Source organism: Cupriavidus sp. 2KB_3 (assembly GCF_052115685.1).
GTDB classification, from domain to species: domain Bacteria; phylum Pseudomonadota; class Gammaproteobacteria; order Burkholderiales; family Burkholderiaceae; genus Cupriavidus; species Cupriavidus campinensis.
Genome location: NZ_JBFRHD010000012.1, coordinates 147,077 through 160,425 on the forward strand (window position 1 = coordinate 147,077; position 13,349 = coordinate 160,425).

General features: G+C 61.1%; 25 protein-coding genes. 18 read left to right on the plus strand and 7 right to left on the minus strand.

Annotated elements, in window-relative coordinates; all coding sequences use genetic code 11:
- Positions 1–24 precede the first annotated feature (24 nt).
- From AB4120_RS14930 to AB4120_RS14960, 7 genes are all read right to left on the minus strand, one after another.
- Positions 25–780, minus strand: a complete 756-nt coding sequence (locus AB4120_RS14930; protein WP_441642511.1) for a hypothetical protein — start codon at positions 778–780, stop codon at positions 25–27.
- The gene (locus tag AB4120_RS14935) at positions 777–1,010 is read right to left on the minus strand and encodes a helix-turn-helix domain-containing protein (protein ID WP_441642512.1); all 234 of its coding nucleotides are present in this window, start codon (positions 1,008–1,010) and stop codon (positions 777–779) included. Before AB4120_RS14935 ends, AB4120_RS14930 begins: the two co-directional genes overlap by 4 nt.
- Positions 1,007–1,576, minus strand: a complete 570-nt coding sequence (locus tag AB4120_RS14940; protein WP_441642513.1) for an endonuclease domain-containing protein — start codon at positions 1,574–1,576, stop codon at positions 1,007–1,009. The genes AB4120_RS14935 and AB4120_RS14940 overlap by 4 nt, the downstream gene beginning before the upstream one ends.
- Positions 1,573–2,310 carry a hypothetical protein gene (locus AB4120_RS14945; RefSeq protein WP_441642514.1) on the minus strand — a complete coding sequence of 246 codons (738 nt, stop codon included), beginning with the start codon at positions 2,308–2,310 and terminating at the stop codon, positions 1,573–1,575. Before AB4120_RS14945 ends, AB4120_RS14940 begins: the two co-directional genes overlap by 4 nt.
- Positions 2,307–3,170, minus strand: a complete 864-nt coding sequence (locus AB4120_RS14950; protein WP_144199565.1) for a hypothetical protein — start codon at positions 3,168–3,170, stop codon at positions 2,307–2,309. Before AB4120_RS14950 ends, AB4120_RS14945 begins: the two co-directional genes overlap by 4 nt.
- Positions 3,171–3,377: 207 nt before the next feature.
- Positions 3,378–3,602, minus strand: a complete 225-nt coding sequence (locus tag AB4120_RS14955) for a hypothetical protein (RefSeq protein WP_144199569.1) — start codon at positions 3,600–3,602, stop codon at positions 3,378–3,380.
- A 13-nt stretch (positions 3,603–3,615) separates the two neighbouring features.
- Positions 3,616–3,816 (minus strand): hypothetical protein, encoded by a 201-nt coding sequence (locus tag AB4120_RS14960; RefSeq protein ID WP_144199571.1) that lies wholly within the window; start codon positions 3,814–3,816, stop codon positions 3,616–3,618.
- Between the two features lie 107 nt (positions 3,817–3,923).
- On the opposite strand from AB4120_RS14960, the gene AB4120_RS14965 reads away from it, so the two are divergent.
- The 18 genes from AB4120_RS14965 to AB4120_RS15050 all read left to right on the plus strand — a co-directional run bounded on the left by AB4120_RS14965 (position 3,924) and on the right by AB4120_RS15050 (position 13,320).
- The gene (locus AB4120_RS14965; protein WP_441642515.1) at positions 3,924–4,580 is read left to right on the plus strand and encodes a S24 family peptidase; all 657 of its coding nucleotides are present in this window, start codon (positions 3,924–3,926) and stop codon (positions 4,578–4,580) included.
- A gap of 417 nt (positions 4,581–4,997) precedes the next feature.
- Positions 4,998–5,255, plus strand: a complete 258-nt coding sequence (locus tag AB4120_RS14970) for a hypothetical protein (RefSeq protein WP_441642516.1) — start codon at positions 4,998–5,000, stop codon at positions 5,253–5,255.
- 28 nt (positions 5,256–5,283) lie between these two features.
- Positions 5,284–5,820 (plus strand): HNH endonuclease signature motif containing protein, encoded by a 537-nt coding sequence (locus AB4120_RS14975; protein ID WP_144199577.1) that lies wholly within the window; start codon positions 5,284–5,286, stop codon positions 5,818–5,820.
- Positions 5,808–6,680, plus strand: coding sequence for a hypothetical protein (locus AB4120_RS14980; RefSeq protein ID WP_441642517.1), 873 nt, complete (start codon positions 5,808–5,810; stop codon positions 6,678–6,680). Before AB4120_RS14975 ends, AB4120_RS14980 begins: the two co-directional genes overlap by 13 nt.
- Positions 6,677–6,856: a hypothetical protein gene (locus tag AB4120_RS14985; RefSeq protein ID WP_441642518.1), complete on the plus strand. Its 180-nt coding sequence runs from the start codon at positions 6,677–6,679 to the stop codon at positions 6,854–6,856. Before AB4120_RS14980 ends, AB4120_RS14985 begins: the two co-directional genes overlap by 4 nt.
- Complete coding sequence (locus tag AB4120_RS14990; RefSeq protein WP_441642519.1) at positions 6,856–6,999, plus strand: hypothetical protein; 144 nt, start codon at positions 6,856–6,858, stop codon at positions 6,997–6,999. Before AB4120_RS14985 ends, AB4120_RS14990 begins: the two co-directional genes overlap by 1 nt.
- Positions 6,996–7,169 carry a hypothetical protein gene (locus tag AB4120_RS14995; RefSeq protein WP_441642520.1) on the plus strand — a complete coding sequence of 58 codons (174 nt, stop codon included), beginning with the start codon at positions 6,996–6,998 and terminating at the stop codon, positions 7,167–7,169. Before AB4120_RS14990 ends, AB4120_RS14995 begins: the two co-directional genes overlap by 4 nt.
- Positions 7,170–7,301: 132 nt before the next feature.
- On the plus strand, positions 7,302–8,171 hold the full coding sequence (locus AB4120_RS15000) for an ATP-binding protein (RefSeq protein WP_441642521.1): 870 nt from the start codon (positions 7,302–7,304) through the stop codon (positions 8,169–8,171).
- 2 nt (positions 8,172–8,173) lie between these two features.
- Positions 8,174–8,605 carry a single-stranded DNA-binding protein gene (gene ssb, locus AB4120_RS15005; RefSeq protein WP_441642522.1) on the plus strand — a complete coding sequence of 144 codons (432 nt, stop codon included), beginning with the start codon at positions 8,174–8,176 and terminating at the stop codon, positions 8,603–8,605.
- A gap of 9 nt (positions 8,606–8,614) precedes the next feature.
- Positions 8,615–9,127 carry a siphovirus Gp157 family protein gene (locus AB4120_RS15010; RefSeq protein ID WP_144199594.1) on the plus strand — a complete coding sequence of 171 codons (513 nt, stop codon included), beginning with the start codon at positions 8,615–8,617 and terminating at the stop codon, positions 9,125–9,127.
- Positions 9,124–9,468 (plus strand): hypothetical protein, encoded by a 345-nt coding sequence (locus tag AB4120_RS15015; protein WP_144199596.1) that lies wholly within the window; start codon positions 9,124–9,126, stop codon positions 9,466–9,468. The genes AB4120_RS15010 and AB4120_RS15015 overlap by 4 nt, the downstream gene beginning before the upstream one ends.
- Before the next feature lie 177 nt (positions 9,469–9,645).
- On the plus strand, positions 9,646–9,945 hold the full coding sequence (locus AB4120_RS15020; RefSeq protein WP_441642523.1) for a hypothetical protein: 300 nt from the start codon (positions 9,646–9,648) through the stop codon (positions 9,943–9,945).
- 10 nt (positions 9,946–9,955) lie between these two features.
- Complete coding sequence (locus AB4120_RS15025) at positions 9,956–10,522, plus strand: hypothetical protein (RefSeq protein WP_441642524.1); 567 nt, start codon at positions 9,956–9,958, stop codon at positions 10,520–10,522.
- Complete coding sequence (locus tag AB4120_RS15030; protein WP_441642525.1) at positions 10,515–11,129, plus strand: Lar family restriction alleviation protein; 615 nt, start codon at positions 10,515–10,517, stop codon at positions 11,127–11,129. Before AB4120_RS15025 ends, AB4120_RS15030 begins: the two co-directional genes overlap by 8 nt.
- On the plus strand, positions 11,126–11,995 hold the full coding sequence (locus AB4120_RS15035) for a DNA-methyltransferase (protein WP_441642526.1): 870 nt from the start codon (positions 11,126–11,128) through the stop codon (positions 11,993–11,995). Before AB4120_RS15030 ends, AB4120_RS15035 begins: the two co-directional genes overlap by 4 nt.
- Positions 11,992–12,261 (plus strand): hypothetical protein, encoded by a 270-nt coding sequence (locus AB4120_RS15040; protein WP_441642527.1) that lies wholly within the window; start codon positions 11,992–11,994, stop codon positions 12,259–12,261. The genes AB4120_RS15035 and AB4120_RS15040 overlap by 4 nt, the downstream gene beginning before the upstream one ends.
- Positions 12,258–12,593 (plus strand): hypothetical protein, encoded by a 336-nt coding sequence (locus AB4120_RS15045; RefSeq protein ID WP_441642528.1) that lies wholly within the window; start codon positions 12,258–12,260, stop codon positions 12,591–12,593. The genes AB4120_RS15040 and AB4120_RS15045 overlap by 4 nt, the downstream gene beginning before the upstream one ends.
- A complete protein-coding gene (locus tag AB4120_RS15050; RefSeq protein ID WP_441642529.1) occupies positions 12,586–13,320 on the plus strand; it encodes a DUF551 domain-containing protein in 735 nt (244 codons plus the stop codon). The genes AB4120_RS15045 and AB4120_RS15050 overlap by 8 nt, the downstream gene beginning before the upstream one ends.
- Positions 13,321–13,349 lie beyond the last annotated feature (29 nt).

A 13,349-nucleotide genomic window follows, 5' to 3' on the forward strand; every position in this document is an offset into this window, starting at 1 on the left:
GGTTTCTCCGTTGTGGTCAGTTGGTCATTGCTGGGAAATCTGATGCGCCGCCGTCACGGCCACGCCAAGCGCCGCCCACGCATGCGACGACACGCCAAACAGCGGCCCCGGCTGGGCCTTGGTGCCGATCTGCGGCGTCTTTCCGCCTCCTGTGCGCGGGAACATGTCCAGCAGCGCCTGGCGCACGTTGGCGTCCTTCGCACGAGGCGTCTTGCACAGGTGCAGCTTCACGTCCTGCCGGTAGACAAACTTGACCGCCTCGGGCGAATGCCATGCCTGCTGGAAGCGACCAATCCACCGTACGGTCTCGAATACCTCGTGCCCGACTGGCATGCCGTAGCTGGCGATCATCTCGATGGCCAGCACGTGGCCCCACGGATCGTTGCGCTGCCGCATCGTCAGCATCCGCAGCAACTCGCGGTTCAGCATCACGCCGGATAGCGTCACAGCCCCGTCAGCCAGCACGCACCAGCCGCTCTCGGTCGTGCCGGGGTCAATCGCCAGGATGCGCCTCTCGCGCGCGCGGGATGCTTGCGACGTACCCGTTTCTGCGCCAGTCCACGGCTTCACGTGCTCCCACGACGACCCCTTCTGGCCTACCGCATTGCTGTCAGTGCAGGCGTTGCGGTGGTCGGTTGCCTTGGGGCACCGCTTGTTGCCACAGTCTGTACAGACGACCATCCGCATGTCTTGCATCGTGATGGGCCGGCACGTCTCGCACCAGCATTCCGGCTTCGGATCGCAGCAGGTCATCACAGCCTCGAATTCGGTATCGGTCATGCGCCCTCCTTGTCCAGCGCCCCGTATTCCATGCCCAGCGCATGCTCGATCCGTCGGGCGCGGGTCTCATTGATGGTCGCCGTGCCCTTCAGGTACTGGTTCAGCAGCGGTTGCGTCATGCTCAGGAGAGCGGCCATCGGCGCTTGGGGCAGTCCCTTGCGTGTGCAGACAACCTGGAGGTTGGCGCGGCGCCGACCGTAGAGCGATTGCAGATATTGGGAGGCGGTCATTGGCGATGCTCCTGCAAGATCCGCTTCATCTCGCGGATGACCGGGACGATGGTCTTGGCGTCGTATTGCTCCATGTAGTCTTCGTAGTCGTCACCAAAATGGTCAGCCGGGTCATCCATCACGCGCGTCTGGTAGCACTCGGCGCCTGTGACGCGGAAGACTCGCCAGCCCATGGTGGCCAGCGTCGCATCCCGCTCACGATCCTTGATGGGATCGTGGAATTCCTTGCCGTCGCATTCCAAGGCGATCTTGGCAACCGGGTTGCCAAAGTCCACGAAGAACTTTCCGACCGGCAGTTGCGGCCACAGCGGCGCCCCATATCCACGGATCTCACACCATGCGTCGTACTCGATGGGGGAGAACAGCGTCACCCAATCCGCGATCTGGTATGGGTCACCGTGCATCCAACTGGCTAGGCCAGCATCTACCTGCTTCTGGTAGCTGCGGTAGTTCTGGGCAATTTGGTTGAACCGCTCGCTTAACGGCAGGCCAGCCACTACCCGTTCAATGGGGAACTGGGAAACAACCTCGAAGTACCTCACGAGGCTATCGTCGTCTTTCGTCATGCCTTCTCCTCGTACTGAGCCACGCGCTCGGCTATGACGGCCTTTTTGTGGGCCTCGGCCTCGCGGGCTTGTTGCCGCTCGCGCGCGGCTTGCTCGGCCTCAGCCGCGCCCTTGCTGCGCAGCCGTGCCATTTCCTCCTTCAGGCGACGCAGCCCTTCCGGGCTTCCGGCGTCGCCCGATTCGGCGATCTGGGTTGCAGGCGGCAGCAGGCCGGCAACCTGGGGGGCGGGCAGCAGGCCCTGCCGCTTGGCTTCCGACAGCGCCGCGTCGCGCTTGTGCGGATCGCTCCCGATGGACGGCCACCACTTGACCGGCGCCGTGGCGCTGGCCGTGATGCGCTGGTACGCCTCCTTGAACGCCATCCGGGCCCCAACCTCATCCCCCAGATCCATGATCGGCTTGCAGATGCCCCAGGCTTGCGCGATCTCGTCGTTCATCACGACCGTCTCGGATTCGTCGCATGCTTTGACCGCCAGTGCCCATGCTTCCTCTGCGCCAAGCCGCCCGAACTTGCTGCCAGCATTCAGGATTTCGAGGATCTGGCCGATGGTCGGCGGAAACTTAGGCTCGGTCGTTATGTGCTTGGAGAACGCCACTCGCACGGTGCCGATGTCGAACTCAGCGAGAATTCCCCACCACATGCGCAGCGTTTCTTGCATCGGTGCTTCGCGGCTGTAGTTGTTGAACGTGGCACGCACGATCTGGGCGAATTCGCCCTTGTCCTGTTCGTTCATCGCACCACCTCCATGTCGATAACCATCGGGTCGTCCTGCCCCCCGAAGCTGTCAAGGAATCCTTGGATGTTCGCGTCACTGCGGGATTGCATCCCACCCGGACGCGCCGCCGGCTTCTTCATGATCCGGGCATTCAAGGCCGCCGCGAGCCACGGCACCGGCTCCAGCGGGGCTTCGCTGATGCACGCAGATGCCAGTTCCCATGCCCCGTCGTCGCCAAGCTGCTTGCGAGCGCTGCCAAGCAGGGACCGAGCGGTCTTGTCCTCAACCTTCCGGGAAACAAGCCATGGCACGGCGATTTGCCACAGAGCGTCAGATGGGCTTAGCTGCGGCGCTTCAGCGCCAGAACCGATAGGTTCTGTTTTCTTTTCTGTAGGTGAAGATGTAGATGTAGGGCCGTCACCCTGCCGCTCACCGATCCCCCCCTTTGGTGACGCCTTTGGTTCCTTCTTTGGAGGTTGGTTGTCTGCCGCGAATTGAGTGCTACCCCCCCGCCTTTGGCGCACCCATTCGTCACGTACAAAGCGGCTGCAATACCAGCACGGCCCGTCGTTGGCATTAACCAGCGTCACAGGGTCACCGTTCTTCCCGGCATGGCGTGGCATGTAGACGTAGGGGGCAGCGTTCTTGTCTGCGCCCTTCAGTACGTCCTTGGCCGCGAGTTCCTTCGCCAGCTTCATAGGCACGCCGGCGGCGCGCGCCAGGTCAGCAAGCGGCCAACGGCAGACGCCGTATTCGTCGGAATCATGGAGAACGCACAAGATGTCCATCCAAGCGCCGCGCGCCGCTTCCGAGCAGCGCCGCAGTTTGGCGTTGTTGCGCCAGTCGGCCGGGTAGAACTGGAACGATGGCCGCTTCATCTGATCACCCCTGCTGTGTCCCGTCTTGGCCCAACTTGGCCCGCCTTTCGAACGCCAGAACCTCGGGATGGAGGGGGCCGTAAGCGCTCAGAAGGATCAAATAGCCCAGCCATTCCGGCGTAGCGACACCCTGCGCAGCCGCGCGCAGTACCAGATCTCGTGCTTCGTCAGTTGGGAGCAATGCTGTTACCGCTGTCTTCTGCTCACTCATGCCACCACCCGTGGGCCGGATTGGCCCAAGTCGTCACTGACGCCCGCGATGGTCACGGGCAAAGTACCTACAGCGCCAAGCAAGTGCTGCTCAGCAACACGAGCCAGGGCGGCGGAATCGGATTCGATCCCGTTGACCTGCTTGTAGAGCTGGAGAGCGTCGTAGGCGCGGTCACGGAGACGCGTCTTCACTTCGTTCCGAAATTCGGCACGGCGTGTCATGTGTGGCTCCGGGTCAGGCGGCGACAGGCTCAGCCGAGACGGAAGCCGCCTTCATGGCCTCACGCAGCTTGGTGTAGGTGCGCAGGTTCACGGACTCTTGCCCGTGGGCGATGCGAGCCAGGGTTTTGGTGCTCAGCCCGGTGTCAGCAGCGATCCGTGTCCAGCGGCCGCGTTGGTCTCGAAGCCAAGTACGCAGCACATTCATTTCGTCCATTTTGGAGCCTCATCGTGGCTAGACATATTCGTCTTAACCATAATAAGACAAACTCGCCTTATGTGCAAGACACAAACGTCTTTGACGAGTCGATAGAGTTCGACTCCATGGATAAAGCACTAGAGATCCTCCTACACAACCTGACTAACCTGATCGGCGAGGGGAAGCGGTTCGAAAACGAATCCGTCTTTGCACGGGCCTGTGGTATCCCCCAACGCACGATCAATCGCATCAGAAGACGTGAGCAAGACCTGACTGTAGAGAAGCTCGGGCAGCTCGCCCACGGCATCGGCGTCACGGTGTCCGCCCTCTTCGTGCCGGGCATGAACGAGACCGACGAAGACTTCGCCATGCTGCGCCGCCTGAACGTCAAGGCATCAGCTGGCAACGGCAACCTGGTGTTCTACGAGACCGAAAAAGGACGCCTTGCCTTCCGCCGCGATTTCCTGCGGGCCGAGGGTGTCAGGGAAGACGACGCCATCGTCATTTACGCTGATGGCCAGAGCATGGAGCCGACTATTCCCGACGGAGCCGTCCTTCTGGTTAACACCGGCCGCACAGAACTCAGCAACAACGACGTGTTCGTGATCCGCGTGGACGGCGAGATCTTAGTTAAACGGCTACGCAAAGAGATCGGCGGCGGCGTCCTGATCGTCTCGGACAATCCCGACAAGCACAAGTATCCGGATATCCTTGTATCGCCCGACAAGGAAGACCATCTATCGATCATTGGGCGCGTCTTCTGGATGGGAGCACGACTGTGAGAGCCTTGGCCGCGAGCCTGGTTGCCCTGTTTATGGGTGGCTGCGCATACAGCATTTCCGAGATCGATATCTCCAAAACGGAACCAACCTGCGCGAGGCAGTGCACCACTAACTATTCCCAGTGCATCGGGTCAGGGTCATCTGTCGGCTTTAAGACTGAGACCATGCGAGCCTGCCGCGATGGCTATAGCGCGTGCGTCTTAACGTGCCCCGTAAAATAAGCCGCTCGCCGAATTACTAACCGCACAGCCCGCCAAGCGCGGGCTTTTTTACGCCCGCAGAGGCGTAGGCTATCGAAATCATTCGTTTGATTGAAACGTTTTCGTCTTAACAAGACACATTAGTCTTGCAATGTAGACACTTCCGTCTTAAAGTAGAGCCATACCAAGACACGCAGCACCCGATGGGAGCCACGAAATGAACGCAATCCACCCCGCCTTTGTCACCGCCCTGCGCCCGTTCGCCCCGCTGCCGGACGTGACTTGCAAGGTTGTGCGCTCGGGCCGCATCCACGAGCTGGAGTTCCGAGGCGACGACCGGGATGCGACGTACCGCGCCGCCAACGTGCGGATGTCGCAGATCGATCCCTACCGCTCGCCGGCTGTGGTAGCGCAGCGCAAGGACGTGGCTACGGGCGAATACGTGGTGCTGGTTCGTTACTACAACCTCGACTGACCAAAACAACACTTCCGTGGAGAACGAAATGCAAGAACAAAAGCGCGCTACCCCTCCAAAGGGCTCGATCCTTGCCACGGAGTCCGCGCCGAAAACTCGGGTCAGCGGAAAGAATCCAGTGCCGGCCTCTGCGCGCATCCGCGCTTTGGTCATTGTCAAGAACGGGTGCTGGGAGTGGGTCGGCAGCAAGGACCGCAAGGGCTATGGCCGCATGTGGGTACGGGGACGAGGCAATACGCCAGCCCATCGCGCCAGCTACGAGATTCACAAAGGCCCGATTCCTGACGGCTTCTGCGTCCTCCACGCTTGTGATAACCCGCAGTGCGTGAACCCGGACCACCTTTCTCTCGGTTCCCTGGCCGATAACAACGCAGATATGCGGCGCAAGGGCAGGCATGCCCACGCGGAAACTTCCGGCCACGCAAAGATTACTGCCGCGATTGCGGCACACATACGGGCCGAATACAAGCCATACATCAATACCTACCGCGCTTTAGGACAGCAGTACGGCATTGCGATGGAAACCGTTCGCGACATCATCAAGGGGTACACGTGGAACAACTGAACAAAAAAGAAACGTCCTTGATTCTGAGGACTTGCGCCGCTGATCTGACATCGCGTGGCGGCTTCCAATGGCCTGACGTAGGCGGCATAGTTGAAGTCCCTGACTGGAAGCCAACCGATGAGTGCGGTAACGGTGCGCATGGCTGGCTTTACGGTCAAGGCGATCACTCGTGCAGTTCGTATCTCGATAGCACGGCCAAGTGGCTGGTGGTGGAAGTCGAGTCAGACAGCATCGTGATGCTCGGCGGCAAGTGCAAGTTCCCGAAGGGAATCGTCCGGTTCGTGGGCGACAAGCGCGCCGCCACGCAATACCTGATCGAGCATGAGCCCCGTGCTCGGGAAGTCGCTGTGATCGGGATTACGGTGACGGTTGGGGATAGCCAGTCTGCAATCGGCGGCGCGTTGTCCATGCTGACCGGTGGCGACCGCTCGACCCTGACCGGTGGCAACCGCTCGACCCTGACCGGTGGCTACGGCTCGACCCTGACCGGTGGCGACCGCTCGACCCTGACCGGTGGCAACCGCTCGACCCTGACCGGTGGCGACGACTCGACCCTGACCGGTGGCTACGGCTCGACCCTGACCGGTGGCGACCGCTCGACCCTGACCGGTGGCGACGACTCGACCCTGACCGGTGGCGACGACTCGACCCTGACCGGTGGCTACGGCTCGACCCTGACCGGTGGCGACGACTCGACCCTGACCGGTGGCGACGACTCGGAATTGCGTATCCGCTATTGGGATAACAAGGCAAATCGTTACCGCACGGTGATTGCCTACGTGGGCGAGGACGGCATCGAAGCAAACGTGGCATATCGCTTAGACGACAACCGCAAGTTCGTGAAGGTGGAGGAATCGTGATCCTCCACCACGAATACAGCGGGCGCACCTACCCGTTCTACTTCGACGTCGTAGACGACTTCGGCAACAAGGTCCAGATCGAGAAGATTCATTCTGCGATGGGCCAAGCCTGCAACTACCGCATGTCGGATCTGGATGACCCGGATATGGCTGCGGCTTTCTACGAGGGGCTGTGATGCTGCATCCCGACGACGAGCACTACCTCAAGTTCCGCGCGTGGCAGCAACGCAACCGCCAGAGCGTGTACCTGTGCGGCGGCGCCTTCGCCTTCGCCGGGCTGATCGCCAACATCATCCAGATCTGGAAGGGGCTGAAATGATTCCGAAGAATTTTGATCTGCGGCACTACGACACCGGACTGAGCGAGGAAGAGAAACGCCGGATTCGGCGCCGCACTGCGATTGTCTCGCTCGGTAACAAGTGGCTTCTGCACAAGGACAACGCACCGGCAAAGGGCGTGTACGACCGCAACGGCCGCAGGGTGGGATAGCGATGGACGCCGGGATGCAGTACTGGCAGCAGTGGGGCCAGTGGGAAGAAGCAGCCGCCGAGGCCCTGCACTGGCACGAGGAAGAGGCGGCAAGGATGAACTCTCAGGAATATCAAACGCAAGGAATCAATCATGGCATTCGCGAAAGCAGTGAGGAAAAAGGCAAAGCTCCGTCTGGCGCTGACCGGCCCGTCGGGCTCTGGTAAGACCTACGGTGCCCTGCAAATCGCTCGGGGCTTAGGCGGGCGCATCGCCTGCATCGACACCGAGCACGGCAGCGCATCGCTCTACAGCGATCTGGCCGATTTCGATGTGATGGAACTGGCCGCGCCCTACACGCCGGAACGGTACATAGCCGCCATCAAAGAGGCCGAGGAAGCCGGCTATGACGTGCTGATCATCGACAGCACCACGCACGAGTGGTCGGGCTCTGGCGGCATTCTCGAACTTGTGGATCAGGTCGCATCGGCCAAGTACCGGGGCAACTCGTGGAGCGCCTGGAACGAACTGACGCCACGCCACCGCGCCTTCATCGACGCCATGTTGCAGTCTCGGATGCACATCATTGCCACGGGCCGCAGCAAGACGGAAACGGCACAGGTGGAGGAAAACGGCCGCAAGAAGGTAGCGAAGCTCGGGATGAAGACCGAGCAGCGAGACGGCTTCGAGTACGAATTCACCGTGGTGCTGGACATCGTGCATGACGGTCACTACGCCGTGGCGTCCAAGGACCGTACCGGCTTGTTCGGCGGCGATGCGAAGCCCATCAGCGAGCAGACCGGTGCTGACCTGCTGAACTGGCTCGAAACCGGCGAGGCTGGCCCGAACGTCGAGGCGATTCTCGAAGGCATCCGCAACGCACAGAACATCTCGGCCCTGAAAAGCCACTTCGACGCTGCTATCCAGATGCTCGGCAAGGAACACCGTGACGCGGTGATCGCCGCGAAGGATCAGCGCAAGACCGAACTCACCGAACAGCAACCGGAACCGGAGCACGCTTAATCATGGCAAGTGTCAACAAAGTAATCCTCGTCGGCAACCTGGGCGCCGACCCCGAAACCCGCTACCTGCCCAGCGGTGATGCCGTGACGAACATCCGTCTGGCGACGACTGACCGCTACAAGGACAAGCAGTCGGGCGATATGAAGGAACTGACCGAGTGGCATCGCCTGAGCTTCTTCGGGAAGCTGGCAGAGATCGCCGGCCAGTATCTCCGCAAAGGCAGCGCTATCTACGTCGAAGGCCGTATCCGCACCCGGAAGTGGCAAGACCAGTCCGGGCAGGACAAGTACTCGACTGAGATCGTTGTCGATCAGTTGCAGATGCTCGGCGGCAAACAGGAAGGACAGCAACAGGCGCCGGCTCAGCGTCAGGCACAGCGCCCTGCCGCGCAACCGGAGCCCGATGGCTTCGAAGACACCGACGTGCCGTTCTAGGAGTCCGACATGACTGCCCTGAGCCTTTACACCCTTTCCAGCGAAGTTGAGCGCCTGCTGAGCAGCGAAGAGGCGTTCGACCCCGATACCGGCGAACTGTCTCCCGCTCTGGTGGGCGCACTGGATGCCACGAAGGACAAGGCCGCGAATGTCGCCGCCTTCATCCTGAACCGTGACGCCGAGGTCGCCATGATCGAGCAGCACCTTGCAACCGTGGAGAAGCGCAAAGCCGCCATTGTCAGCCGGCAAGAGAAGCTGCGTGAGTACCTGGCGCTGAACATGAAGCGCACCGGCATCCACGAGATCGCCGCGAACGACGGCACGTTTGTCGCGCGGCTGTACATCGACCGTGACGAGTCCGTGGACGTCTACGACGAGAAGCAGATCCCGGCGTCGTTCATGTCGAAGCCGAAACCGCCAGAGCCCAAGCCCAGCAAGGCCGAGATCAAGAAGGCCATCAAGGCTGGCACCGAAGTGCCTGGTGCGCGGATCGTCAAGAAAGACCGCCTGGAACTGAAATGAGCGACGACGCAGAGATCAACGTCTTCAAGTGCCTGGACTTCATCCGGGACAACGCGCCGCAGTACGCCCAAGCAAAGGCGAACCGCGTGTACCTCGAAGAGTTCCGCAAGAGCAAGAAGTCGCTGCTGATGAAGCAGGCCGAGGCCAACGGCCATAACGCGGTCAGCGCCCAGGAGCGCGAAGCATATGCCGACGTGGGGTACATGCAGCACCTGGAAGGCTTGAAGGATGCAGTAGCGACCGAGGAAGAACTGCGCTGGATGATGATCGCTGCGCAGGCAAAGATCGAAGTGTGGCGCACGCTGGAATCGTCGCGCCGCATTGAGGCAAAGACTGTCTGACTCCCCTTGCCGGGAACTGATGTCCCACGTCCGCCCGGCTTTCTTATTCGTGAGTGTAGCTATGAATACCATCCTCCACCGCCTCGAACACGAGCCCTCATATGGGCTGCACTCCGACGAGCGCCAGATCCGAACGGCGAGTCGATCTGCGTCAAGGCGTTCGGCAAGCGACATGGGGTGACGCGCCAGTCGGTGCACCAGGCGATGAAGCAGTTTGGCGGCCTGATTGCGTGCAAGACGCTGCACAACCAGAAGGCCGTGGTTTTCGAGTGCACGGACTTGGCGGCAATGCAGGTCTTCGTACCGAAGCCGAGGCGAGGCAGCGGCAGGAAGGTCGGCTCCAAGAACTGGCAACTGAAAGCGACCGATCCGATAGGCCGGCTCATGGAGGTGTGGGGCATCTCCCGTGTGGACATCAGCCTGCCCTATATGCGCCACCACATGGCCGTAGCAGACGACGAAATCGAAGCAGCATAAGGACACCGACATGGACAACAACAAGATCGACCCGCGCGCATTCCAGGCAGAGACCGTGTACGAGCAGCAGATGGCCGGCGTGGTGGGGGCTGGGCCGAGCATGGCCAACGAAGCCGCGAGCGTGGCGCAGATGACGGATCAGATTAAGACGACGTGGTCTTCCCGTCTGGGATATGGCATAACCCGGCAAGAACTTGAGATTGTCGTGCATATCATCGACGCCCTACTCGCCCAAGCCGCACCGCCTGCCGCGCCTGTGCAGGGGGATGCGCGCGAATTGCTGCAAGCCGTTCTAGATCACGATGAACGTATTTGCCGTGCGCTTATCACACAAAAGATCCGCACACCCGATGACGCTTCGCATCAGGCCGCCAAGCAGGATCAGAAGTCATGGGATGCAGTCGCAGATCGTATCCGCGCCCTACTCGCCGCGCCCGGTGGCGAGGATAAGCGCTGGCAATGGCGCTATGAAACGCTGCGCGCACTCTTTCCGTCCGCGCCGTCTGAGCAAGAGTTAGACGCAGCCATCGACGCCGCCCTGTCCCGCGAGCAGCCGCAAGGAGATAGCAATGGCTGACTTCATCAAAGACGGCGGCCCGGCGTTTCCCGGAGAGAAAGACATCGCGCACTTCGATTCTCTTGGATACGCGAAGGGGACCAAGCGCGCTCTCGTTGCCGGCATGACCCTGCGTGACTATTTTGCGGGGAAGGAATTGGCGAAGGTCGATGGCGTAAGCGTCAACGACATCCCATCTGCCTACCTGCGTTTGGCAGACCACTGCTACCGAATGGCCGACGCCATGCTCATCGCCCGCGAGCAGCCGCAACCGTCGAATGCCGCCGCCTGCACGAATAGCGATGTTTGGAATTGCAAGTACTGCGACAAGACGACTACATGCGAAGCACTGGCAGCACAGTCAGGCACGACTTCTACCGCTGTGTTAGGCGACCTTAGTCCGTGCCCATTCTGCGGAGGCATGGCTTCATCTCCAGAGGTAGAGCAGATTGAACACGCTGGTTGGGTGGGCCGCATCGCGTGCGATCACTGCGACGCAGTCGTTTCCCTGCAATACAGCAGCACGTCGCCAGGGATTGCCGGGAATGCGGTAATCGCCGCATGGAACTGCCGTGCAAGCGAGCAGCCGCAACCGTCGAATGGCGACCGGGAAGGGGGTGCGTCGTGAAGATCGACCACTGCTACCAAGGCGACTGCCGCGCCGTCATGCGCGACCTGATTGCGGCCGGCGTGCGCGTCCAGTGCATCGTCACCAGCCCGCCGTACTGGGGTGGATTGCGAGACTACGGCCATGAGGCGCAGCTCGGCATGGAGCGCGACCCCGCAGACTACGTGCGCGTTCTAGTTGAGACATTTGGCTTAGCTAGAGGTCTGCTGAGTGACGACGGCACTTTCTGGCTCAACGTCGGCGACGTCTACGCAGCAAGTGGAAAAGGAGGTGGCGGGAATCGCGGAGATCGCGCGGCATGGTCGACGGTCAGGGAGCGCAAGGGCTTCCGCATGCCGCCCGTAGGTTACAAGATGAAAGACCTGACGCTGGTCGCGTTCGCTCTCGCCGATGCTCTGCGCCGTGACGGCTGGTATCTGCGCCAAACCGTGATCTGGAAAAAGCCCTCGGCCGTGGAGCCGATGCGTCTGGATCGGCCCGCATCCAGTCATGAATACCTATTCCTGCTTTCGAAGTCAGAGATGTATCGCGCGAAGAATCCCGGCCACAAGTGGTGGGGTCACTCGGTTTGGGAAATTGGCTCGGATAGCGACGGAAGCCACCCTGCCGCGATGCCTAGCGAGTTGCCGTCACGCTGCATCCTAGCCAGCACGGAGCCCGGCGACATCGTCTTCGACCCGTTCATGGGCTCGGGCACGGTGGCCAGCGTCGCCCAGCGGCTCGGCCGCCGGTGGCTCGGCGCCGAACTAAACCCCGAATATATTGCGCTCCAGGCAGAGCGTACCCGGCATGCCGGGGCTACCCCTCGAGGTAGAAGCATGAACCGCACCGCCACTGAAGGCAAACAGGAAGGGGGTGCGGTGTGAGCAAACTGATCGAGACGAGCGCATGGGTATGTATCGAGACTGATACAGGATACGTGTCGCAAGAGGAATTCCCGCCTTGCAAGGATGACCCCGCCGAACCGTTGTTGCTCGCACTAGACGAAATCGTGCGCGTGCTGACGGTTGCCGGGCGCCATGAGGAAGCCTTGCGCAAGGCACAACAGGCAGCGAGTCGGACGCTAGTGTGCCTTGGCTCGCCCGACCGCACCGCCACTGAAGGCTCGAAGAATGGGGGAAATGGAAAATGAGTGATTCATACCAAGCAATCTATGACGCAGTGCGTAGCCGGATTCATGGCGGCGATGTAGGCGAGGCGATGCGCGAGGCCATCGGCCAGCAGGCTAGTGGGCTGAGCTATGCCATCGAGGGAGTGAAACACGAAATGTTGGCCGCCGCGATGATGGCGCAACGTCCGAGCGTGCAATACCGACCGACTATCAGTATCGATGGCAATCAATGGTGTGCCCTCTACGGAGACAACCTGCAAGACGGTGTGGCGGGGTTCGGAGATAGCCCCGCTGAAGCGATGGCCGATTTCGATACGGAGTGGCACAAGAAGATCGGGGCAAGCAATGGCTGAGAAACTGGATTTGGATGCGCTGGAGCGCGCGCTCATTGGCAGTGCAATGGGCTTGACCTTCCGCAAATGCCAAACGTTGATCAAATACGCCCGCGCCCTCGAAAGCCGCGCCAGCAACGCGGGCGGGGCTGTGGCGGAGCCGGTCACGGACTGGAATGCATGGATCACGGACGCCAGTCGCGACGAGTACATCGAGGCGTTCCTAGACACACTCGCCAAAGCGGCGGACCGTGAAACCGAGCGCTACATGACGCGGTGGTTCATGGGTGGCTGGCCGATGTGGGTCAATGCGCATCCGAAGCGGGGCCTCGAACCGGTGGGCATGCCAGTCGGCTATACCCCCGCCCCCGCATCGAAAGAGCCTGTGGCGGATGAGCGGGCGATGGTGCGAGGCGTGCCGAAGTCGATCATCAATGCGATCACGGCATATGGCGATGCGCGAGCAGACAGCAAAGACACAGGCGAGGCAATCGGCAATGCAGTGAGCGCTATCCGCGCCGCGCTCGCCACCGCGCAGACGAGTTGCTGGACTTCCGTTGAGGACGAATTACCCATCGCCGAGCGCGATTATCTTGTGCGCGGCATCCGGAATTCTGGTCTGTATCACGATATTGCCGGCCTATTCCATGGAAAGTGGATGTCTCAGGTTACGCAGGACGATTGCAAGTTCAATGTGACGCACTGGATGCCGCTTCCCGCAGCGCCAGCCAAGCCGGAGGGGGTGTGATGAGCGATGAACTGAAGCCGGCTGCGTGT